This window comes from Streptoverticillium reticulum, assembly GCF_047456005.1.
GTDB classification, from domain to species: Bacteria; Actinomycetota; Actinomycetes; order Streptomycetales; family Streptomycetaceae; genus Streptomyces; species Streptomyces reticulum.
In genome coordinates, this window is sequence record NZ_CP179755.1 from 8,025,951 (window position 1) to 8,048,579 (window position 22,629).

The following is a 22,629-nucleotide window of genomic DNA, read 5'->3' on the forward strand; positions in this document are numbered from 1 at the left end:
AAGCATTCGTCAAGGTGAGCGCATGACTGAACGTCCCCGCCCCCGCCCGCGCACCGTGGTCCTCGTCACAGCCGCCGCCGTGGCAGCGGGCGCCGTGATCTCCGCACTGCCCGCCCGGGGTTCGGCCCCCGCGGCGGACGGCCCGCGCGTGGCCGTCCGCGTCGACCAGGCCGGCTACGCCGTGGGCGAGGCCAAACAGGCCTTCGTCATGGGGGCCGAACAGGCCCTCGGCGGCGCCGGCTTCAAACTCGTCGACGCACACGGCCGCACCGTGCGCACCGGACCGCTCGGCCCCCGGACCGGGCGCTGGAACCGCGCGTACACCTCGGTGCGCACCGTGGACCTCTCGGCCGTCGACACCCCCGGCACCTACCGCATCGAGCTGACCGGCACGGCCTCCGGAAGCTCGCCCGCCTTCACGATCGCCGCCGCCCGCGACCTGATGACACCGCTGGTCCAGGACAACATCCGGTTCTTCCGGGCCCAGCGCGACGGTGCCGACGTGCCCGCGGACATCCTCTCCCGCAAACCGTCCCACCTGGCCGACCGCCGGGCCACGGTCTACGCCGCACCGCACTACGACCGCGCGGGCAAGAAGCTCCTCGACGAACGGCTCACCCCCGCCGGCGGCCCGGTCGACGTCTCGGGCGGCTTCTTCGACGCCGGGGACTTCCTCAAGTTCACGCACACCACCTCCTACTCCGTCGCCGAACTCCTCCTCGCCCAGCGGTCGATGCCCGGGGCGGCGGGACTGTCCGCCGAGGCCGGGCACGGGCTGGCCTGGCTGGACAAGATGTGGGACGGCACCACGAACACGCTCTATGCCCAGGTCGGTATCGGCGTCGGGAACGACAACGTCCGCACCGACCACGACGTCTGGCGCCTGCCCGAGGCCGACGACGCCCTCGACGTCCCGCCCGGCCACCCGGACCGCACTATCGTGAGGCGTCCTGTTTTCCGCGCCGCCGACCCCGGCACTCCCATCAGCCCCAACCTCGCCGGCAGGATGGCAGCCGTCTTCGCCCTCGCCGCACAGCAGGAGGCCCCCGACGACCCCGGCGCCGCCAGAACCTGGCTGGCGAAGGCCGCAGCCGTCTACGAGCACGCCGACACCGCACCCCGCGGCACGCTGGTCACCGCGTTCCCGCGGGCCTTCTACCCCGAGGAAGTCTGGCAGGACGACATGGAGTTCGGCGCCACCGAACTCGCCCTGGCGGCACAGGCCCTCGGCGACGAGCGCGCCGGCACCTGGCGCCGGCAGGCCGCCGACTGGGCCAAGGCGTACCTGGACTCCGACGACAAGGGCACCCTGGGCGTCGCGGACGTCAGCGCCCTGGCCCACACCGACCTGCTCACCGCCCTCAACGGGGCCGAAGCACCCGGCATTTCCCCCGACGCACTGCGCGCGGACCTGCGCCGCCAGCTCGACGAGGGTACGACGCGCGCGGCGAAGGACCCCTTCACGGCAGGCGCCGTCTACGACGAGGCCGACGCGGTGCCCCACACCTTCGGCCTCGTCGCCACGGCCAGGCTCTATGCGAAGGCCACCGGCGACCACCGCTACGACGCCTTCGCGGCCCGGCAGCGTGGCTGGGCGCTCGGGGCCAACCCCTGGGGAACGGCCTTCATGGTCGGCGCGGGCGAGACCTTCCCGCACTGCCCCTCGCACCAGGTCGCGAACCTCGCCGGAAGCCTCGACGGCACGGGCGCGATCCTGCGCGGCGCCGTCGTCAACGGCCCCAACTCCGCGAAGGGCATGGACGACCCGGACAGCCTGAACACCTTCCCCGCCATGAAGAAGTGCGTGGCGAACCCTCCGGGCGGCGTGTCCTGGAAGGACTTCGACGGCAAGGGCGCCGGCTACCGCGACCAGATGGACTCCTGGCAGACGGCCGAGGCCGCGCTGGACTTCACCTCGGTGGCCCTGCTGGCCTTCGCCCTCACCGCGAGCTGAACCGCCGGGGGCTGAACCGGCCGGGGCGGGGGCGCCGGGCGCGTCACGCGGTGGCGACGTGCAGGGCGACTCCCGCGAGGACCAGGCCCATCACCGTGCGCTGGGTGCGCAGCCAGGCCGGGCGTTCCTGCAGGAACCCGGCGATGGTTCCGGCGGTGAGGGCGATCAGGCCGTTGACGGTGACCGCGATCGCGATCTGGACCAGGCCCAGTTCGAGGCTCTGTGCCGGCACCGAGCCTCGTCGCGGGTCGACGAACTGCGGGAGTATCGAGACGTAGAGGATCGCGATCTTGGGGTTGAGGAGGTTGGTGACCAGGCCCATGGTGAACAGCTTGCGGGGCGGGTCCGGCGGCAGCGGCTGCGGGGCGAAGACGGAGGTGCCGCCCGGCCGGAGGGTGCACCACGCCAGCCAGCCCAGGTATGCGGCCCCGGCCAGCTTGAGGGCCGTGTAGAGGGCGGGCACGACGGTGAGGACGGCGGCGAGTCCGACGGTTGCGGCCAGCAGGTAGAAGAGGAACCCGGTGGCGACGCCGAGGAGCGAGATCAGCCCTGCCCGCCGTCCCTGGGTCACGGACCTCGACACGAGGTAGAGCATGTTGGGCCCGGGGGAGAGCACCATCCCGAACGCCACGATCGCGATGCCCGTCAGTGCCTGCGTGCTGATCATGGGATGAAGCATCGGCCGACCCGACCGTTCAGCACCAGCGCGCGTTGCTTCATCGTGGGATGAAGCAACGCTGAAGCGCGTGGAACGGCCCCGCCCTACGGGCCGCTACGGGCTGACGGCGAGCACGAGGTAGGCCCCGAGGAGCGAGAGGTGCACGCCGCCCTGGAGCGGTGTCGCACGGCCCGGGATCACGGTCAGGGTGCCGACGACGACGGTGAGGGCCAGCAGCACCATGTGCGTCGCGCTCAGGCCGAGGACCAGCGGTCCGTTGAGCCAGATCGAGGCCACGGCGACGGCGGGGATGGTCAGTCCGATGCTCGCCATGGCCGAGCCCAGCGCCAGGTTGAGGCTGGTCTGTACGCGGTCGCCGCGCGCGGCCCGGAAGGCGGCGATCGACTCGGGCAGCAGGACCATCAGCGCGATGACGACGCCGACGACCGACGCGGGCAGCCCGGCCGCCGACACCGCCGACTCGATCGTCGGCGAGACGACCTTGGCCAGGCCGACCACGGCGATCAGCGCGACGAAGAGCAGGCCCAGGCTGCCCAGGGCGGCCCGTGCCGAGGGCGGTTCGGCGTGGTCGTCGGTGTCGATGACCACGCCCTCGGCCGTCACCGGCAGGAAGTAGTCCCGGTGCCGCACCGTCTGCGTCGACACGAACAGCCCGTACACGATCAGCGCGGCCAGCGCGGCGAAGACGAGCTGTGGAGGGGAGAAGCGCGGGCCAGGGGTGCTGGTGGTGAACGTCGGCAGGACCAGGCTCAGGCCCGCCAGTGTCGCCACCGCCCCGAAGGCGGCTCCGGTGCCCTCGGGGTTGAAGGTCGCGACCCGTCGGCGCAGCGCGCCCACCAGCAGGCACATTCCGACGATGCCGTTGCAGGTGATCATCACGGCGGCGAAGACGGTGTCACGGGCCAGGGTGCTGCTCTTGTCGCCGCCGTCGGCCATGAGCGTCACGATCAGGGCCACTTCGATGACGGTCACGGCGAGCGCCAGCACCAGGGACCCGAACGGTTCCCCGACCCTGTGCGCGATCACCTCCGCGTGATGCACGGCGGCCAGCACCGCTCCCGTGAGCGCACACCCCACAAGAATCAACAGCCCCGCCGACAACGAGTGCCCCCAGGACAGTGCCAGGTCGACGGCCGCCACCACGGGCACGTACACCGGCCATTGCGCAACAAACGAACGGAGCTGAGCATTCATGCAGTAAGCGTCGCATATCGGCCTTTTGAACCTTACGAATCGCCTTCAGCCGTCGAGCAGCCGCCATGCCGTCAGGGCGAGCCTGGCCCGTATCAGCCCGGTGGGCTCGGTGAGTTCGATGCCCAGGGTCCTCCCGATCTGTTCGAGCCGTCGCGAGACGCTGCTGTGGTGCAGGTGGAGCAGGCCGGCGGCCCGGCGCAGGGAGCCGGCGGTGCAGTAGGCGTCCAGGGTCTCCAGGTCCTCCGGGCTGTCGGCCATCCGGGCGATCGCGGCCACGTCGGCGTTCTCCCGCGCGACGCCCTCGGGCACCTGCGCGAGCAGCGCCAGTGCCCCCAGACCGGCGTAGTGGACGACCGGTTGGCGCGGGGTGCTGAAGCGGAGCGCGGTGCGGGCCTCGTGCCAGGACCGGCCGGGGTCCTGGGCGGCGCCGATGCCCGCGCGGACGCCTGCCGGGATCCGGTCCGCGTCCACCGCCGTGGCCAGGATGACGCCCACGTCGGCGAGCGGTGCCGCCTTCACCGGGCGCGCCGGGCAGACCAGGCCGCCGATCCGGTCGAGCGGCAGCTGTGACCGTACGGCGACGACATGGACCGGCAGGCCGGCGGCGAAGCCCAGGAGGCGCAGCGCCCTGGCCCTGGCCGCCTCGTCGGTGTCGGTGCCGATCACCAGTTCGACGAGGGCGGGGTCGGCCATGGTGGTCCGGGCCGGGCCGTACCGCTCGACGACCGCCGCGACGGCGATGGCGAGCCGGTCGAGGAGCACGTCGTCGAGCGGGTTGGGCGCGCCGGGGCGTTCCAGCCACACCGTGCCGATCTCCTCCTCGTCGAGGGCGATCGGCACCGTGGTGGACACGAGCGGTGCCGGGGCGGACGCTTCCGTGCCGTCGGGCGAGAAGCGGATCGCCCGCCCGGTGCCGTGGAGCCGGATCCCGGCCACGCACTCGGCCAGGCCCGCCGAGGCCCGGGCGAGCGCCGGGAGATCCACCCGTCGGCGCATCAGCGTGTCGTAGAACCCGATGATGCGGATCGCGCCGTCGACGTACGGATCCAGCCCGGACAGCCGTACGGCCAGTGCTTCCATGACGGAAGGATAGGCGACGGAAGGACAGGCGCCGATCGGCGCGGGATCCGGACCGGATGCCCGACGGCCGGCGGATGAACCCCGGGGGTGACGGCCGTGAGGATGGACGGCATGGATCCCGAACTCGAAGCATTCATCGCCCTGTTCCCCCCGGCCGACCTGACCGACCCGCTCGCCGAGCGCAGGAACTTCGCCGAACTGGCCGCCGCGCTGCCGGCACCGGACACCACGAACCTGGAGATAGAGGACCGCACCGTGCCCGCCGATCCGGAGGTGGCGGTGCGGATCTACCGCCCGCACCGGGCGCAGGGCGCCATCGTCTGGCTGCACGGCGGCGGATTCGTCATGGGCAGCCTGGACACCGAACACCCGTGGGCCACCCGGATCGCCAACGGCTCCGGCGCCGTGGTGATCTCGGTGGACTACCGCCTGGCCCCCGAGAACCCGTTCCCGGCCGCACTGGACGACGCCTACGCCGTGCTGACCTGGACGGCCGGGCACGCAGCCGAACTCGGCATCGACCCCGGGCGGATCGCGGTCGGGGGACACAGCGCCGGCGGGGGACTCGCGGCCGCGGTGGCGCTGCGGGCACGTGACCAGCAGGGGCCGCCGATCCGCTTCCAACTCCTCAACCAGCCCGGGCTGGACGACCGGCAGGGAACGTGGTCGGCGCAGCACTTCACCGACACGCCCTGGATGAACCACGGCAAGGTCACCCAACTGTGGCACCACTACCTGGGCTCCACACCCGCCTCGCCGTACGCGGCCCCGGCGCGGGCCACCGACCTGTCCGGCCTGCCGCCCGCCTACGTGGCCACCGCGGAGCTCTGCCCCAACCGCGACGAGGACATCGACTACGCGGTGCGCCTGCTGCAGGCGGGCGTGCCGGTCGAACTGCACCAGTGGTCCGGCACGTTCCACGGATCGCAGGCGATCCTTTCCGCCGAGGTGTCCCAGCGGCAGCTCGCCGAACTCGGTGCGGTCCTGCGCCGCGCCCTGGCCGCACAGGAGATCCCCTCATGACCGCCACCCCGATCGACCTCTTCGCCTCCTTCCTCCACTTCCGCCAAGGCGGCCGGGTGCACGCCGAACAGCCGGTCTTCGAACCCGGCCGGGACGGCTGGCAGTTGATGACCTTCCGTGCGGAGACCGACGCCGACGTCCACGGCGACCACTGGGAAGTCCACCCCGAGGCGGAGGAACTCGTGTCCTGCCTCACCGGTGGAATACGTCTCCACTTCCGTCCGGAGCAGCCGGGCGGGGAAGAGGGCGAGATCGAGCTGACGGCCGGCACCGCGGTCATCGTGCCGCGCGGGCGATGGCATCGCATCACGCTGGACGCCCCCAGCGACATCATGTCCGTCACCATGCCGCGAGGGAGCCGTCTCGAAAGGCGGACCGCAGCCTGACGAGCCCGTGGGCGTACGACCGGCCGCCGGACCCGGAACCCCGGGCCGTCGGCCGGGAGGGCCGAGGACCACCTGATCAGACTACGTGCGGTGGCCCCGTCCGGGCCGGTCGGGCAACGGTAGAGCGAGGAGGCGCAGGCCGGGACCAGGTCGCTTCTCCCGCGACCGAAGGACCGTTATGACCGACACCGCCGCTCCCGCCCGCGCCTACGGCGTGCACTCCGAGGTCGGCAGACTGCACAAGGTCCTGGTCTGCGCGCCCGGGCAGGCCCACCGCCGCCTGACACCCACCAACGCGGAAGACCTGCTGTTCGACGACGTCATGTGGGTGGAGAACGCCCAGCGCGACCATGCGGACTTCGTCAACAAGCTCACTCAGCGCGGGGTGGAGGTCGTCGAACTGCACGATCTGCTCGCGCAGACCATGGCGATCCCCGAGGCCCGCTCGTGGCTGCTGGACCGTAAGATCACCGCGAACCAGGTCGGTCTCGGGCTGATCGACGGGACCCGCGCCTACCTGGACTCCCTTCAGCCGCGCGCCCTCGCCGAGTTCCTCATCGGCGGATTCGCCACCTCCGACCTCCCCGAGGACTACCGCACCGGCCACCTCGCCCTGGCCCGGGAGGGGACCGGCGCACGCGAGTACCTGATGCCGCCCCTGCCCAACACGCTCTACACCCGCGACACCACGTGCTGGCTCTACGGCGGTCTCACCCTCAACCCGCTGTACTGGCCCGCCCGCCACGACGAGACCCTGCTGATGAAGGCGGTCTACACCTTCCACCCCGCATACGCGGGTTCCACGGTCTGGTGGGGAGACCCCGAACTGGACTGGGGACAGGCCACGTTCGAGGGCGGCGACATCATGCCCGTCGGGAACGGCGTCGTGCTGATGGGCATGAGCGAGCGCACCTCGCGCCAGGCCATCACCCAGGTCGCCGCCGCCCTGTTCCAGGGCGGCGCGGCCCGGCACGTCATCGTCGCCGGCATGCCCAAGCTTCGCTCGGCGATGCACCTGGACACGGTCTTCACCTTCGCCGATCGCGACATCGTCACCCTCTACCCCACGATCACCGACAGCATCCACAGCTTCTCGCTGCGCCCCTCCGATGCCGCCCCCGGCGTCGAGATCACCGACGAGGGCTCGCGCCCCTTCACCGACGTGGTCGCCGGCGCACTGGGCCTCAAGAAGCTGCGGGTCATCGCCACCGGTGGCGACGTCTACGCCTCCGAGCGCCAGCAGTGGGACAGCGGGAACAACGCCGTCGCCGTGGAACCGGGGGTGGTCTTCACCTACGACCGCAACACCACCACCAACACCCTGCTGCGCAAGGCAGGCGTCGAGGTCATCACCATCGTCGGCGCCGAACTCGGCCGCGGCCGCGGCGGCGGCCACTGCATGACCTGCCCCGTCATCCGCGAACCGGTCGACTACTGACACGCCGTGCGGCCTGCCGACGACGCCAACGAGGGGAGACATGAACGAAGGGGAGACATGACCGACGCCCATGCCGGCGGGGAAGCCCGGAGCACCGACCGTGCGGCACCGGCCGCCGCCAAGCTGACCCTGCTGACGATGACCTCGATGGTCGTCGGCTCGATGGTGGGCGCCGGGGTGTTCTCGCTGCCGGGCCGCTTCGCGCAGGAGACCGGTGTCGCCGGAACGCTGATCGCCTGGACCATCGCCGGTCTGGGCATGCTCATGCTGGCCTTCGTCTTCCAGACCCTCGCCGTGCGCAGGCCGCACCTGGACGCCGGCGTGTACGCCTACGCCAAGGCCGGGTTCGGCGAATACCTCGGCTTCTTCTCGGCGTTCGGCTACTGGGCCAGCGCATGCGTGGGCAACGTCACCTACTGGGTGCTGATCATGTCCACCATCGGGGCCGTCGCACCGGCACTCGGGGAAGGCCAGACGCTGCTCGCGGTCGTCCTCTCCTCGATCGGCCTCTGGGGGGTCTTCCTGCTGATCCGACGCGGGGTCAAGGAGGCCACCGCGATCAACCGGATCGTCACCGTCGCCAAGCTCGTCCCCATCCTGGTCTTCATCCTCCTGGCACTCTTCTGCCTCAAGCCCGACGTCTTCGCCCGGAACATCACCGCCACCCACCACGGGGGCGCGCTCTTCCCCCAGATCCGCGGCACCATGCTGGTCACCGTCTTCGTCTTCCTCGGCGTCGAGGGCGCCAACGTCTACTCCCGCCACGCCAAGCGCCGCGAAGACGTCGGACGGGCCACCGTCCTGGGATTCCTGAGCGTCTTCGCCATCTTCGCGTCGGTCACCATCGTCTCCTACGGCATCCTGCCCCTGCACGAGATCGCGGCGCTGCGCCAGCCGTCGATGGGGCAGGTCCTGCAGGCGGCCGTCGGCACCTGGGGGAACGTGCTCGTGAGCGTCGGCCTGATCGTCTCCGTGCTCGGCGCCTACCTCGCCTGGAGCCTGATGGCCGCAGAAGTCCTGCTGGTCGCCGCCAGGGACGACGACATGCCCCGCTTCCTGCGGCGCCTGTCCGTCGCCGACGTGCCGGTGGCGGCCCTGTTCCTGAGCACCTGCCTGTCGCAACTCGTCCTCGTCATCACGCTGTTCTCCGGCGACGCCTTCAACTTCACCCTCGATCTGACCAGCGCGCTGTCGCTCATCCCGTACCTCCTGGCCGCCGCCTATGCGCTCAAGATCGCCCTCCATCGCCCGCCGGGCGCCACCCGGCGGGAGGGCACCACCCGCGAACTGGTCGTCGCCGCGCTGGCCACCCTCTACACCGCGTTCCTGCTGTACGCGGCCGGGCTGAAGTTCGTCCTGGTCGCCTTCATCGTCTACGCGCCCGCCACCGTGCTGTTCGTCATGGCCCGCCGCGAACAGGGCCGGCCCCTCTTCAGCCCGCGCGAACTCGTCATCCTCGCCGTCTCCGTGGCCGGTGCCATCGCCGGCCTCGCGGCGATCGCCACGGGCTGGATCCAGTTGTGACGGACCGGACGCGGACCACATCGACGTCGAGCTCCGAGGCGACCTCGGCGCAGGGCAGTTGACGGCCCACGGGTACAGTCGATGATGATCAGGCCGTATCACTGATGGGGGATGTGGAATGAAACAAATGAAACAGGTGCCGTTTGCAACCGTGTGTGCCGGACTCGTGGCGCTCGGGACCGTATTCGGGTTCTTTACACTCCAGTTGCGCGCAGACGGCTATGAACAGTACGTCCAGTACATGGCCTTTGCATCCGTCATGATGTATTTCACTGCGGCCATGACCGGAGTGACGTGGTTCCGTGCTCGTCGGACCGATTCGGACTGAGTTTCCGTTCAGGGCGCGATGAGTGCCAGGACGACGTTGTGGCCGCCGAAGCCGAAGGAGTGGCTGACGGCCGTGCGGACGTCCTGGCGGCGTGACTGCTTGGTCACGCAGTCGATGTCGAACTCGGCTGCCGGAGCCTGGAGGTTGGCGATCGGCGGCACGATGCCGTGCTGGATCGTCAGAACGGTCAGTGCCGCTTCGATCGCCCCCGCCGCGCCGAGGGCGTGACCGAGCACGCCCTTGGGCGCGGTGACGCTGGGGCGATGCGGCAGGACCCGGGCGATCAACGCCGCCTCGGCCGCGTCATTGAGCGGGGTGGACGTGCCGTGCGCATTGACGTGGTCGATGTCGTGCGGGGTGAGACCCGCCTCGCCCAGCGCGGTGCGCAGGGCGGCCTCCGCGACGTGGGCCCCCTCGAGTGGCGCGGTGGGGTGGTGGGCATCGGAGGTGCTGCCGCAGCCGGCGAGCAGGGCTCGCGGGCGGGCACCGCGCGCGACCGCGTCCTCGACGCGCTCCAGGACCAGGATGCCCGCGCCCTCGGCCAGCACGAAGCCGTCACGGTCGTGGGCGAACGGGCGGGATGCCCCGGCGACCGCATCGGTCCGTCCGGACAAGGCGCCCATGCGCCAGAAGCCGGTGGCCGTCAGGCGGCTGATGGCCGCCTCCACGCCTCCGGCCACCGCCACGTCGCACGCTCCCGAGACCAGCAGGTCGCGTGCCACGGCGAGAGCGGTGGCACCGGAGGCGCAGGCGGTCGAGGGCGCGAGGCTCGGTCCGCGCGCCCGCAGGTGGATGGAGACCTCGTCGACGCCGTGGCCGGGCGTGAGCGTGGGGAGGGCGAGCGGCGAGAGGAGGTCGGGGCCGTGCTGTTCCAGGCGCCGGTACTGCTCCTCGGCTTTGTCGATGGTGCCCAGGCTGCAGCCGATGACGGTGGCGACACGGGCTCCGTCCCAGGTGGCCGGGTCCAGCCCCGCGTCGCGTACCGCCTCGTCGGCGGCCAGGACGGCGAGCTTCGCCGTCCTGCCCATGCGCCAGGACAAGCGCCCGACGCGCTGGTCGAGTTCGTCCTCGCCGGGAGGGACGCGGCAGGAGAAGTCCACGGGAAGGCCTTCGAGCACCGGGTCGCGGGCCGCCGTGCTCCGGCCCCCGCGGACGGCCTGCCAGGTCGCGTCGACACCGTCCCCGGCCGGGGTGAGCAGGCCCAGGCCGCTGACGGCGACTGATGGTCCCGGCTTTTTCACGGCGCTTGTGCCGTCTCGGTGCGCCGCAGGGTGTCCACGTGTTCGGTGAAGTCGGCGAGTGTGGTGAAACGGCCGGCACGATCGCTGTCGAGCTTCACACCGATCCGCTCCTGGAGGACAAGGGCGAACTCCGCGAGTGCGAGGGAGTCCAACCGGAGCTGTTCCAAGGTGACGTGGGGGGTGATCTCGTGGTCCGGTACACGGAAGGTCCGGGTCAGGATCGAGCGGACGACGTCGCATGTGTCGGTCATGGCGTGTGTTCCTTACGGTGGTGGGTGGTTGGGCCCTGCCACGGCGCGAGCGAAGCGGTGTGGCGCGTCCGCTGGGCAGGGGGCTTCGGTGCTCCCAGGGGGTGCCACTCCATGAGGAGCATCCCGGCGGACGCGCCGCTGGCCAGTCCGAACATGGCCACCAGGTCGCCGGGGTGCACCATGCCCCGCTGCTCCGCCTCGACGAGTTGCAGCGGCAGGTTCGCGGTGGCGACGTTGCCGTAGCGCGGAAAGGTGGCGACGGTCCTGTCCTCGGGGACTCCGAGGGCCCGGAGGATGGCCCGGGTGGTGGGGACCGACGGCTGTTGCACGCAGAAGAGGCGGAAGTCGTCCGGCGTGTGGCCCATGGAGCGCAAGGTGTCGAGTGCCGCCACTTCCATGCCGGCGTAGGAGGCGGCCAGGGCCCGGAAGTCGAAGCGGACGGTCTGCGTGCCGGGCTGGGGGTCGATGTAGGGATTGGTGACCGTTGCGGCGTGCCAGCCCGCCGAGTTGGCGCGGAAGGCGCTGCCGAGCAGTCCGGGCCGGTCGCTCGCCTCCAGGAGCAGAGCTGCGCCCAGGTCGCCGAGGGTGCAGACGGGGAGGAACTGCGAGAGCTCGGCGCGGTCGCGGACGGGGAGCGCGGAGAGGAGGCTGTTGCGTTCGCCGGTAGTGACCAGTACGCGCTCGTAACGGCCCGTGCGGATCAGGGAGTCGGCGATCTCGAGGGCGTTGAGGACGCCGTTGCAGGCGTTCTGCACGTCGAAGACCGGTGCGGTGACGCCGAGTTTGTGGGCGACGATGTGGGCCGTGGCCGGTTCCTCCACGTCCTCGCCCGCGGAGGCGAAGATCAGCAGGTCGACGGCGTCGGGGCCGAGGCCGGCCCGGTCCAGGGCGTGGCGTCCCGCCTCCGCGGCCAGGTCGGAGGGCCAGGTGCCGGCGGGTGCCACACGGCGCTCCTCGAAGCCGTACATCTGCCGCAGCAGCCCGGGCAGCAGGCGGATGCCGGGGTTGCGGGCGCGGACGTCGTCCTCGATCTCCTCGCCGGTCTGGCGGTCGGGCGGCACGTGGACGGCGACTTGGGCGATCGTGCTGCAGCGGGGCCGACCCGGGGCCGGCGGGACGGTGTCGTCGCGGCTCACCGGAGGAACCTGACCGTGCCCTTGCCGCGGACCGTGCTCAGGCCCGAACTCGCGCACCGGCTCAGGTCGCTGGTGGGGGTGGCGCTGCCCGACACGGACGTTCCGGTGAGCGGTCCGCGGGTGACGGTGCCGACGAGGAGGGCGTCCGCGGGGTTGTAGCTGCTCACCGCGTTCAGCGTGGGCCGGAGGGTGGAGAGGCCTGCGCGGCGTCCTGCGGTGTCGTACCAGACGACCTTGCCGGAGCCGGTGATCCTCGTGGCTCCGCTGCAACTGGCCAGGCCGCTGCCCCGGATCGTCGCGACGCCGTCGTGCAGGCGTCGTTCGGAGCCGTCCGGCGAGGTGCAGCCGGTCACGCGGAAGGTGCCGGTGACATGGATGAGACGGGGCTGGGTGGTGAGTTCGGGGGAGAACGTGATCGGACGTTCGCCGGACGTCGCGATGCGGCAGCGCAGGACCGTGCGCATCTCGGCGGGGGCCGCGGTCGCCGGGGCCGGGGCGGTGGCGAGGGCCGTCACCGTGAGCAGGGCCGCGGCGGCGGTTCTGAGCGGGTGGTGGAGGGATGGCGGGATCACGCGGGGTCTCCTTGGGGGTGGACCGACGAGGTGGCGGCGGTGGGCACGGGCGGGGCCGGCCGTTGCGGGGGCAGCCCGGTGGCGGTGGTGAGCGGTGGCAACAACCGGTGCAGCGGCCGTGGCAGCCACCAGTTGCGGTGGCCGAGCAGGCGCATGAGCGTGGGGACGACCACCAGGCGGATCAGTGTGACGTCCAGCAGTACGGCGGTGGCGACCAGGAAGCCGGCCTGGCGGAAGTCCTGGCGGTGGGTGGCCATGAGTCCGGCGAAGACGACGGCCATCGTGGCTGCCGCGAGCGTGATGGGGCGGGCGGTCTCGCCCAGGCCGCTCGCGACGGCCCGGCGGCAGTCGCCGTCCGCCCGGTAGTGGTCGGTGATGCGGTGGACGAGGAAGATCTCGTAGTCCAGGGACAGTCCGAAGACGATCGTCAGGGCCAGCAGCGGGACTCCGAGGTTGACGGTGTCCGCCGTGTGCCGGGTGACCCAGGCGAGGAGCCCGAAGGCCGCTGCCGTCGACAGGGCGTTCATGACGAGGGCCTTGAGCGGGACCAGCAGGCTGCGGAAGGCCACCAGCATCACCAGGAGCGAGCCCGCGAGGGCGAGTGCGCCGACCTGCCACAGGAGGGCTCGCACTGCGCCGAGGAAGTCGGCGAGGGTGGCGGCGGGACCGCCGGTGAACACCGGTTGGCCCGGGGGCAGGGTGCGTGGGGCGAGTGAGCGCATGCCGCGGACCAGTCGGCGGGACGCGGGGCTGTCCACGGGGAGGCGGTCGGCGACGGTGACCACCGTCAGGTCGCGCCCGTTGTCCAGGGCGCCGACGGTGCTGATGCGTGGATCGGCCCGCAGCGCGTCGACCAGGGCGGTGGTGTCCACGGGGTCCGCTCCGGCGGGGTGGGGCAGGGCGAACACGGTGACGTCGGCCAGCCCGTCCCGTTCCAGCCGGGTGAAGCCGGCTCCTGCTGCGGTGCGGGCGATCGCCGTGCGGTCCACCCGCAGCCCCGGGCGGAGTTGACCGGCAGGCATGGCGGCGAGGGCGAGGACGGCGACGGCACCGAGGAGGTACGGCCAGGGGCGGCGCATCAGACGGTCCGCCCAGCGTTCCCAGCGTCCGTGCCGGGGGCGTTCGCGCCGTACACGGCCCCACGCCAGCCACCGGTCCAGGCGGGGCAGGGCGGCGGGCAGGGCCGTGGTCGCCACGGCCGTGGCGACCACGGTCGAGATCCCTGCGGCCAGCCCCATCGTGCGCACGATGCCCAGGGGCACGGTCAGCAGGGCCGCGCTGGTGACGCCCACCGCTGCCGCGCACCACAGCACCGCCCGCCCGGCCGTCGCGGCCGCGTGGTCGCCGGCCGCGCAAGGGGCGAGGCCCTGCTCGCGGTGACGGCGGTAGTGGAGCAGGAGCAGGAGGGTGTAGTCGAGTCCGAGGCCGAAACCGACCGTGGTGGCCACGGTCAGCGCCATGCTGTCGACCGGGATCAGCAGGGTGAGAGCGATGAGCGATGCGGCGCTCACGAGGACGCCCAGCCCGGCCGCCAGCACCGGCACCAGGGCGGATCCCACCGAGCCCAGGCCCACGACGAGCAGCAGCAAGGCAGCCGGTACGGTGAGGGCCTCCACGTACCGCAGGTCCCGCAGATCCGCGTCACGCAGCGCGGCGAGCAGGGGAGTTGCGCCGGTCAGCGCGACCGTGACACGGCCGTCGGAGGCGGTGCCGGCCGCGCGGTCGGCCGCGGTCCGCCAGACGGGCAGCAGCCGTTGCCGGGCAGCGGCGTCGCCCCGGGCCCCGAAGAGCAGGTACGTGTGGTGCGGGTCGAGCTGCGGGACGTCCGGGACGGTGAGCACCCGGCCGACCCCGGGCGTGGCCGCCACGGCGCGGGCGGTGGCAGCCACGGCATCCCGGTACGGCTCCTCATCGCTGTGCAGGGAAGGGGAGTTGAAGGCGAGGACCAGTTGTTCGGTGCCGAGCTGCGGCATGCCGCGCGCGACGAGCGCGGCGGCCCGGGCGGAGGAACTTCCCGGCAGCTCAAGGGCGGTGCCGCCCAGCCGGCCGAGGCCGGCCGGCACGGCGAGGCATGCGGCCAGTGCGAGGGCCGCCCATGTCGGCAGGCACCATCGGCTCTTGCGGGCTCGCAGCCATGCCACGAGATCCGTCCCCTCTGCGATCCCCGCCAATGACGGGGTCGCCCATCGGCGTTGATCCGCTGGTATGGATAAACGGCAAGAAGAGAAACAGTCGCACTCAAAAAGAAAAGAATTCGGCCGAGACGGAACATAGTTGCTTGAAAGCCGCCCCGGCGGGGCGGCGCGGCCCCGGACCGTCCAATCGGCGAAAGTCAACTCACTTCTTTGGGCTAACCGGCCCGAAACGTTGACGCCGTCGGCTCGTTGGTCGCCCGTACACACGGAGCTCTTCCGCGAAGAAACCGAAGGAATGCCCATGACGCACGCCGACGCCTCCGGTGCCATCGCCGTGGTGGGGGCAGCCTGCCGGCTGCCGGGCGGGATCACCGATCTGGACGGGCTGTGGTCCGCGCTCGCCGAAGGCCGCGACCTGATCGGCGAACTGCCCCCGGACCGCTTCGACCCGGACCGGTGGTTCGACCCCGTACCGTCGCGCCCGGGCAAGAGCTACACGCGTGCGGGCGGTTTTCTCGACGACATCCACGGCTTCGACGCCGGCTACTTCGGCATGTCACCGCGCGAGGCGGGGCGCACCGACCCGCAGCAACGCCTCTTCCTGGAGATGTCGGTGGAGGCGCTCGACGACGCCGGCATCGCGGCCGCGTCCCTCGCGGGTTCCGACACGGCCGTCTACGCGGGCGTCGCCAGCCCGTCGTTCGCCGTCCTGCAAGGGCTGGAGGAACGGTCCACCGACGCGTACACCATGACCGGCGGCGCCACCTCGAACGTCGCCAACCGGGTCTCGTACTTCCTGGACCTGCACGGGCCCAGCCTCGCCGTGGACACCGCCTGCTCCTCCGCCCTCGTCGCCCTGCACCACGCCTGCGAGGCGCTGCGCACGGGCCGCAGCACGGTCGCGCTCGCGGGCGGGGTGCACGTACTGCTCAGCCCCTTCGAGTTCGTCGGGTTCGCCAAGGCGTCGATGCTCTCCCCGACGGGCCGCTGCCGCACCTTCTCGGAGGCGGCCGACGGCTACGTACGGGCGGAGGGCGGCGGCGTGGTGGTCCTCAAACCGCTGGCGCGGGCCGTGGCGGACGGCGACCGGGTGCACGCCGTGATCCTCGGCAGCGGCGTCAACACCGACGGCCGCACCCCGGGCCTGGCCCAGCCCAGTCCCGAAGCACAGGAGGCACTGCTGCGCGAGGTCTACGGCGGGGCGGGCGTCGAGGCCGACGAGCTGGCCTACTTGGAGCTGCACGGTACCGGCACCCCCATCGGCGACCCCGTCGAGTGCCGTGCCGTCGGCCGGGCCCTCGGCACCCTGCGCACCCCGGGCCGGGCCCTGGCCGTCGGGTCTGTCAAGAGCCAACTGGGCCACCTGGAACCGGCGTCGGGCATGGCGGGCCTGTTCAAGACCATGCTGGTGCTGCGCCACGGCCACGTACCGGCCAACCTGCACGCCCTGCCGCTGAACCCCGCCATCGACTTCGCAGGACTGGGACTCGCCCCCGCGACCGCCCCCGTACCCCTGCCGCGTGCCGCCGGCGGACGGGCCGTGGCAGGGGTGAACTCCTTCGGCTTCGGCGGCGCCAACGCCCATGTCGCCCTCACCACCGGGCCCGAACCCGGTCGTACGCATCCGGAGCGGCCGGCGGGCCCGCTGCCGGTCATGGTGTCGGCCCGTACCCCCGAGGCGGCCACGACGGCGGCCCGGCGCATGGCGCAGCGGCTCGACGGCTGTGCGCAGGAGGACTTCTACGACCTCGCGCACACCTCCTGCCGACGGCGCGGCCACCACCCGCACCGGGCCGCCGTCCTCGCCGACACCCCCGCCGAGGCGGCCGCCGCGCTGCGGCGACTGGCCGACGGCGAGCGGAACGGCACCGCCGCCCTGGCCGCGGCGGCCGAACGGGGCAGCGTGGCCCTGGCGTTCTCCGGCAACGGCTCCCAGTGGGCCGGGATGGGCGCGGAACTGCTGGCGGGCGACGCCGTGTTCCGGGAGGCGGTCGCCGAGGCGGACGAGGTGCTGCACCCGCTCCTCGGCTGGTCCGTCCGCGAGGAACTGGCCGCGCCCTGCCGCGGCGAGGGCACCGATGTGGCCCAGCCGCTGCTGTTCGCCGTCCAGGTGGGCCTGGTCGGCGCGCTCCGGGCGCTCGGGGTGCGTCCGGCCGGCGTGGTCGGGCACAGCTCCGGCGAGATGGCCGCGGCGTGGGCCGCGGGCGTGCTCGACCTGGAGTCGGCGGCACGCGTGGTGGTGGCACGCTCCCGGGCCCAGGAGTCGACGGCCGGCGACTGGGGCATGGCGGCGGTCGGCACCGACGAACGACAGGCCCACCGACTGCTGGAGCCGTACGCGGGACGTCTGGAACTCGCGGGGATCAACACGCGGCGGGACGTGACGGTCAGCGGAGAGCGGACCGCACTGGACGGGCTCGGGCGGGACCTGGCCGAACGGGGCGTCTTCTTCCAGGATTTGGGCCTGCGCTACGCCTTCCACAGCCACGCCATGGACGGCCTGCGGGAACAGCTCACCTCGGACCTCATCGGCCTCAAGCCGGAGCGGGCCCGCACCCCGTACGCCTCGGCCACCACGGGCACGGTGCTCAACGGCACCGAAATGGGCGCCGCCTACTGGTGGCGGAACCTGCGCGACCCGGTGCTGTTCGCCCCGGCCGTGGCACAACTGCGGGAGCGGGGCTGCGACCTCTTCGTCGAGGTCGGCCCGCACCCGGTGCTGTGCGGCTATCTGCGGCGCCTGGCCCCCGGCGGCGCGACGTCCGTGGTGCCCACCCTCGGCCGGGACGCCGCCGGACCGGCCGCGGTGCGCAGGGCCGCCGGCCGCCTGGTGGCCGCCGCCGGCGCGGACGCCTCCTTCTTCCCGCACCAGGGCAAGGTGGTGGACCTGCCCGCCTACCCGTGGGAGCGCGAACGCCACTGGAACGGCGGCCCCGCGGCCTGGGCGCGCCGCTGCGGCGACGGCACGGCCGACCACCCGCTCCTGGGCGAGCGGGCGGCCCTGGCCGATCCGTCCTGGCACGGCCCCTTCGACCCCGCGCGTGCCCCCTGGCTGGAGGGCCACCGCATCGCCGACTCGGTCCTCATGCCCGCCACCGGCTTCACCGAGATGATGCTGGCGGCCGGCCGGCGGGCCTGGGACCACGCCGTGGAGATCACCGATCTGGCCATTCCCCGCGCCCTGGTGCTGCCGTTCGACGGCGACCGGCAGGTACAGGTGCAGACGACGCTGGCCGCGGACGACGGCCTCGTACGGATCGCCGGCCGAGGCGAGAGCGGCGACGCCTGGCAGGAGCACGCCCGGGGCCGGGTCCGCCGGCTGCTGGAACCCCGGCCCGGGAAGGTGGACGTCGAGGGCCTCGCCGCCGGGCTGCCCGACCGCTGGAGCGCGCAGGAGTTCTACCGGCTGATGGAGAAGGTCGGGGTCCGCTACGGGCCCGACTTCCTGGTCCTCACCGAGGACCTGCACACCGACGGCCGCCAGTCCCTGACCCGTTACACCACCGACGCCGACCTCTCCCCGTACGAAGCACACCCCGCGCTGCTGGACGGCGCCGTGCAGACCGGCCTCGTCCTCCTCGAGGAACTGGCCGTCCACGGCAGGCCCTGCCTGCCCGCCTCCGTCGACCGCGTCCGGGCCTGGCGACGGCTGCCCGCACAGGGCCACTTCCACGCCCGGCTGAAGGCCCGCTCGGCACGCGAGTCACTGCTGGACCTGGCCGTCCTCGACACCGACGGCGCGGTCTGCCTGACCCTGGAAGGCGTGCGCCTGCGGCAGTTCACCAAGGACGCCGCCACCGGCCCGGTACGTCACATCACCGTGCTGCGGGCCGCTACGCGCCCGGGGGAGGACCTCGGCCCCGGCCCGCTGCCCGCCCCGGCCGGGCTCGCACGCGCCTGTCGGCGCCCGGCGGACGAACCGGACGGAACCGCCCACGCGCCCGCCGTGGCACGGGAGTTGGGCGCCCGCTTCGCGGTGTCCGCCGTGGCACAGCTGCTGCCCGACGGCGGAGCCGCCCCCTTCACCACCGCGGCCCTGGCCGACACCGGCGCGGCGGCGCCGTACACGAAGCTCCTGGACGTCCTGTTCGCGGCGGCGCACGACCACGGGCTCGTCGCGGCCGACGGCAGCGGATGGCGCATCGTGGACGACCCGGCACCGGCGGAGCAACTGCGCCGGCTCGCCCGCCGCCACCCGGATCTCGCCGTGGAACTCACCCTGCTGGGCACCTGCGGCACGCACCTGCCCGACATCCTGCGCGGCCGCACCGACCCGGCGGACGTCGTCCTGGCGGCGACCAACCGGCCGCTGCTGGAGGAACTTCACGCCGGGGGCACCCTGACCCGCTCCGGCACCCGGGCCGTCCGGACGGCCCTGCAAGCCGCCGTCGCCGACTGGCCGGCAGACCGCGTCCTGCGCGTCCTGGAGATCGCCGCAGGCAGCGGCGGGACCACCGCCGCCCTCCTGCCGCTCCTGCCCGCCGAACGCACCCAGTACCTGTGCACCGACCGCAGCGACGAACACGTCCTGCGCCTGCAACGCCGCTTCCGCGACCACGACTTCGTCACCTGCCGGGTACTGGACCCCGACCGCGACCCGGCGGAACAGGGGCTGCCCGAAGCCGGCTTCGACCTCGTCGTCGCCGGGCACGCGCTGCACACCGCGAAGGACCTGCGCAGCACCCTGACCCGGACCCACTCCCTGCTCGCGGACGGCGGCCACCTCCTCGCCGCCGAGTCCCACGACCCTGCCGTCTGGGCCCTGCTGTCCGGTCTGCTGCCGGGCTACTGGGAACAGGACGACACCGGGCTGCGCCCCGCCGGCCCGCTGCTGCCGGCCGAAACGTGGACCGCACTCCTCGCGGAAGCCGGATTCACCGGCCCCGTCACCGTCGCGGACGGCGCATCGTCGCTGCTGCTCGCGCAGCGCCCCCCGCGCGACGAACCCGCACCGGCGGACAACTCCCGGCCACAGCAGGGAACATGGATCGTCGCCTCGGAATCCCCGGAGGACGACCTGGCCGAGGCCCTGGCGCGACGGCTCGGCGCTCACCGGACCCCGCTCGGCACCGACACCGACGCCTGGTCGGCCCTGCTCGACGAACACCCCGGCGAGCGCGGGCTGGTCCTGTTCCTCGGACAGGAGGAGGAGCACCGCTCCCGGCACCTGGACACCGACCGTGCGGTGCGCCGCCTGTCCGTCCTGCGCGCCGTGGTCACCGCCGCCGCACTGCGCGGCGACGTGACCCTGTGGCTCGTCACCCCGCCGACCGGCGCGCTGCCCGCCCCCGAGCGGCCACTGGCTCCGGAGGCCGCGACCGTGTGGGGCGTGGCGCGCTGCCTGGGCGCCGAACACCCGCAACTGCCCGTCCGCCGCATCGCCATGGAGCGCAGTGACCGCGCCGGGGCCGACGCAGCCCGGCTCACGGCGGAGCTGGCCGACCCCACCGCAGAGGACGAGATCCTGCTCACCCCCGCCGGGCGCTTCGTCCCGCGCGTCCACGCCCGGCCCGCCGGTGCCTCCGGTGTGCCGGCGCCCCGCGACGCCTGCTACGCGCTGCGCCTGCACGATCCGGGCCGCTCCTACCGGGTGGCCTGGGAACCCGCCGTCCTGCCGCAGCCGGGACCGGAGGAGGTGCTCGTCTCCGTCCGGGCCGCCGCCCTGAACTACCGGGACGTGCTGCAGGCCCTCGACATGATCCCGCTGGGTACCGCGAAGACCGGCACCGCCCCCGGCACGGGGCACGGCCTGGGCCTGGAGTGCGCCGGAGTCGTGACCGCCGTCGGTTCCCGCGTGACCGGCTTCGCGGCCGGCGACCGCGTCTTCGGATTCGGCGCCGACATGCTCGGCTCGCACGCGACCGTCCAGCAGTCGCTGGCCGGCCACATCCCCGACAACATGGACTTCCGGGCGGCGACCACGCTGCCGGGCGTCTACCTCACCGTCCACCACGCCCTGCACCGGCTTGCCCGGCTCGCCCCCGGCGAGACCGTCCTGGTGCACGGGGCTGCGGGCGGCGTCGGCCTGGCCACTCTGCAGTACGTCGCACACGCCGGGGCCCGCGTCATCGCCACCGCCGGCACCCCCGCCAAACGCGACCTGCTGCGCCTGCTGGGCGTCGAACACGTCCTGGACTCCCGCTCCCTGGACTTCGCCCACCAGGTGAAGGAACTCACCGACGGCCAAGGCGTGGACGTCGTCCTCAACTCGCTGGCGGGCGAGGCGATCGGCCGCGGACTGGAGGCGCTGCGCAGCGGGGGCCGCTTCATCGAGCTGGGCAAGCGCGACCTGTTCCAGGGCAGTCGGCTGTCCCTGCGCCCGTTCCTGAACAACCTCACGCTCTCGGCGGTCGGCGACATCCACGAACTCCTCACCCACCACCCGGACATCGCCGGGGAGGAAGGGCCGGAGATCGCCCGGCGGGTGCACGAGGGCGTCTACGGGCCGATCCTGCACCACGTCTACCCGGCCGAGCGGATCGCCGACGCCTTCCGGGCCCTGCAGCACTCCCGCCACATCGGCAAGGTCGTCATCTGCCTCGACGCCCCGCCCCGCCTGGCATGCCGCCCCACGCCGCCCGTGCTCCGGCCCGAGGCCACCTACCTCGTCACCGGGGGCCTGGGCGGCTTCGGCGCGGCCACCGCCCGGCTCCTGGTCCGGTACGGTGCCCGCCGACTGGCCCTGACCGGCAGACGCGGCGCGGACGGCCCCGAAGCCCCGGCGCTGATCGAGGAGTTGCGCGCCCAGGGCGTGCACGTCACCGCGCACGCCGCGGACGTCGCCGACCCCGCGGCGATGCGCGCCGTCCTCGACGCCGTCGACACCCGCGAGCACCCGCTGCGCGGGGTCGTGCATGCGGCAGCGGTGTTCGACGACGGCCCCCTGATGGACCTCGACGACGGGCGGCTGCGGCGCGTACTGGCCCCCAAGGCGGCCGGCGCGGCCGTGCTGGACGAGCTGACCCGTGACCGGGACCTGGACCTGTTCTGGCTCACGTCCTCGGTCACCGGGCTGACCGGCAACCTCCACCAGAGCCACTACGTCGCCGCCAACGTCCATCTCGAAGCCCTGGCCCGGTCCCGGCGCCGCGCGGGCCTGCCCGCGCTCGCCGTGGGCTGGGGCCCGGTCGCCGACACCGGCCACGCCGCGCGTCACGACATGAACGGCTACCTGACGGCGCTCGGCCTGCCGCCCGTACCGGCCGACGAGCTCCTGCGCCTGCTGGACGGACTGCCGCCCGGCGACGACGTGGCCGTCCTCGCCGAGATCGACTGGCACCGCGCCTGGCAACTGGTCCCCGCCGCCGCCCGGTTCTCCACCGTCCTGCCGAAGGACCGCGACACCCGCGCGCAGGACGACGACCTCGCACGGCAACTGGCCGCGGCCACCCCCGAGTCCGCGCTCGCGCTCGTCACCGACCTCCTCACCCGGTCGCTCGCGGACGTCCTGCAGACGACCCCGGACCGGCTGCCGCTGGACCGCCCCCTGCCGGACCTGGGCGTGGACTCCCTCATGGGGGCCGAGCTCATGGGCGTCCTGCAGCAACGGCTGGGCTGCAACCTGCCCGTGCTGGAGATCGTCAACAGCACGTCCATCAGCGACCTGGCCCGCCGGTGCCTGAACTGGCTGACATGACACGTCGGTTGCCGCCGGAGAAACCGGCCGGCGGCGGCCCGCACCCCCATCC

General features: G+C 72.9%; 15 protein-coding genes. 7 read left to right on the forward strand and 8 right to left on the reverse strand.

Translation table 11 applies throughout. The annotated features are described in order from the left end of the window. Positions 1–22: 22 nt before the first annotated feature. Positions 23–1,954: a glycoside hydrolase family 9 protein gene (locus ACMATS_RS36590; RefSeq protein ID WP_414170472.1), complete on the forward strand. Its 1,932-nt coding sequence runs from the start codon at positions 23–25 to the stop codon at positions 1,952–1,954. A 43-nt stretch (positions 1,955–1,997) separates the two neighbouring features. Here the strand turns inward: ACMATS_RS36590 and ACMATS_RS36595 are convergent, their stop codons facing one another. The 3 genes from ACMATS_RS36595 to ACMATS_RS36605 all read right to left on the reverse strand — a co-directional run bounded on the left by ACMATS_RS36595 (position 1,998) and on the right by ACMATS_RS36605 (position 4,907). After that, complete coding sequence (locus ACMATS_RS36595) at positions 1,998–2,621, reverse strand: LysE family translocator (protein ID WP_390779435.1); 624 nt, start codon at positions 2,619–2,621, stop codon at positions 1,998–2,000. A 105-nt stretch (positions 2,622–2,726) separates the two neighbouring features. Then, positions 2,727–3,827: a calcium:proton antiporter gene (locus ACMATS_RS36600; protein WP_390779434.1), complete on the reverse strand. Its 1,101-nt coding sequence runs from the start codon at positions 3,825–3,827 to the stop codon at positions 2,727–2,729. A gap of 45 nt (positions 3,828–3,872) precedes the next feature. Beyond that, entirely contained in the window at positions 3,873–4,907 is a 1,035-nt protein-coding gene (locus ACMATS_RS36605) for a helix-turn-helix domain-containing protein (RefSeq protein ID WP_414170473.1), read from the reverse strand. Between the two features lie 111 nt (positions 4,908–5,018). On the opposite strand from ACMATS_RS36605, the gene ACMATS_RS36610 reads away from it, so the two are divergent. From ACMATS_RS36610 to ACMATS_RS36630, 5 genes are all read left to right on the forward strand, one after another. Beyond that, a complete protein-coding gene (locus ACMATS_RS36610) occupies positions 5,019–5,930 on the forward strand; it encodes an alpha/beta hydrolase (protein ID WP_414170474.1) in 912 nt (303 codons plus the stop codon). Continuing rightward, the gene (locus ACMATS_RS36615; protein WP_414170475.1) at positions 5,927–6,316 is read left to right on the forward strand and encodes a cupin; all 390 of its coding nucleotides are present in this window, start codon (positions 5,927–5,929) and stop codon (positions 6,314–6,316) included. Before ACMATS_RS36610 ends, ACMATS_RS36615 begins: the two co-directional genes overlap by 4 nt. A 178-nt stretch (positions 6,317–6,494) precedes the next feature. Next, on the forward strand, positions 6,495–7,754 hold the full coding sequence (locus ACMATS_RS36620; RefSeq protein WP_391153579.1) for an arginine deiminase: 1,260 nt from the start codon (positions 6,495–6,497) through the stop codon (positions 7,752–7,754). Positions 7,755–7,811: 57 nt separating this feature from the next. After that, complete coding sequence (locus ACMATS_RS36625; protein ID WP_391153582.1) at positions 7,812–9,278, forward strand: basic amino acid/polyamine antiporter; 1,467 nt, start codon at positions 7,812–7,814, stop codon at positions 9,276–9,278. A 127-nt stretch (positions 9,279–9,405) separates the two neighbouring features. Continuing rightward, a complete protein-coding gene (locus ACMATS_RS36630) occupies positions 9,406–9,606 on the forward strand; it encodes an SCO3870 family protein (protein WP_391153700.1) in 201 nt (66 codons plus the stop codon). Positions 9,607–9,614: 8 nt separating this feature from the next. Here the strand turns inward: ACMATS_RS36630 and ACMATS_RS36635 are convergent, their stop codons facing one another. Genes ACMATS_RS36635 through ACMATS_RS36655 form a run of 5 tightly spaced genes read right to left on the reverse strand, consistent with a single transcriptional unit; the run spans position 9,615 to position 14,947 of the window. Next, positions 9,615–10,847 (reverse strand): beta-ketoacyl-[acyl-carrier-protein] synthase family protein, encoded by a 1,233-nt coding sequence (locus ACMATS_RS36635; RefSeq protein WP_414170476.1) that lies wholly within the window; start codon positions 10,845–10,847, stop codon positions 9,615–9,617. Continuing rightward, complete coding sequence (locus ACMATS_RS36640) at positions 10,844–11,098, reverse strand: acyl carrier protein (protein WP_390779426.1); 255 nt, start codon at positions 11,096–11,098, stop codon at positions 10,844–10,846. Before ACMATS_RS36640 ends, ACMATS_RS36635 begins: the two co-directional genes overlap by 4 nt. After that, positions 11,095–12,234: a 3-oxoacyl-ACP synthase III family protein gene (locus ACMATS_RS36645; protein ID WP_414170477.1), complete on the reverse strand. Its 1,140-nt coding sequence runs from the start codon at positions 12,232–12,234 to the stop codon at positions 11,095–11,097. The genes ACMATS_RS36640 and ACMATS_RS36645 overlap by 4 nt, the downstream gene beginning before the upstream one ends. Continuing rightward, complete coding sequence (locus tag ACMATS_RS36650) at positions 12,231–12,806, reverse strand: hypothetical protein (RefSeq protein ID WP_414170478.1); 576 nt, start codon at positions 12,804–12,806, stop codon at positions 12,231–12,233. The genes ACMATS_RS36645 and ACMATS_RS36650 overlap by 4 nt, the downstream gene beginning before the upstream one ends. After that, positions 12,803–14,947, reverse strand: a complete 2,145-nt coding sequence (locus ACMATS_RS36655) for an MMPL family transporter (RefSeq protein ID WP_414170479.1) — start codon at positions 14,945–14,947, stop codon at positions 12,803–12,805. Before ACMATS_RS36655 ends, ACMATS_RS36650 begins: the two co-directional genes overlap by 4 nt. Before the next feature lie 295 nt (positions 14,948–15,242). Between ACMATS_RS36655 and ACMATS_RS36660 the strand changes: the two genes are divergently transcribed. Beyond that, positions 15,243–22,577, forward strand: coding sequence for an SDR family NAD(P)-dependent oxidoreductase (locus ACMATS_RS36660; RefSeq protein WP_414170480.1), 7,335 nt, complete (start codon positions 15,243–15,245; stop codon positions 22,575–22,577). The last annotated feature ends 52 nt before the right edge of the window (positions 22,578–22,629 follow it).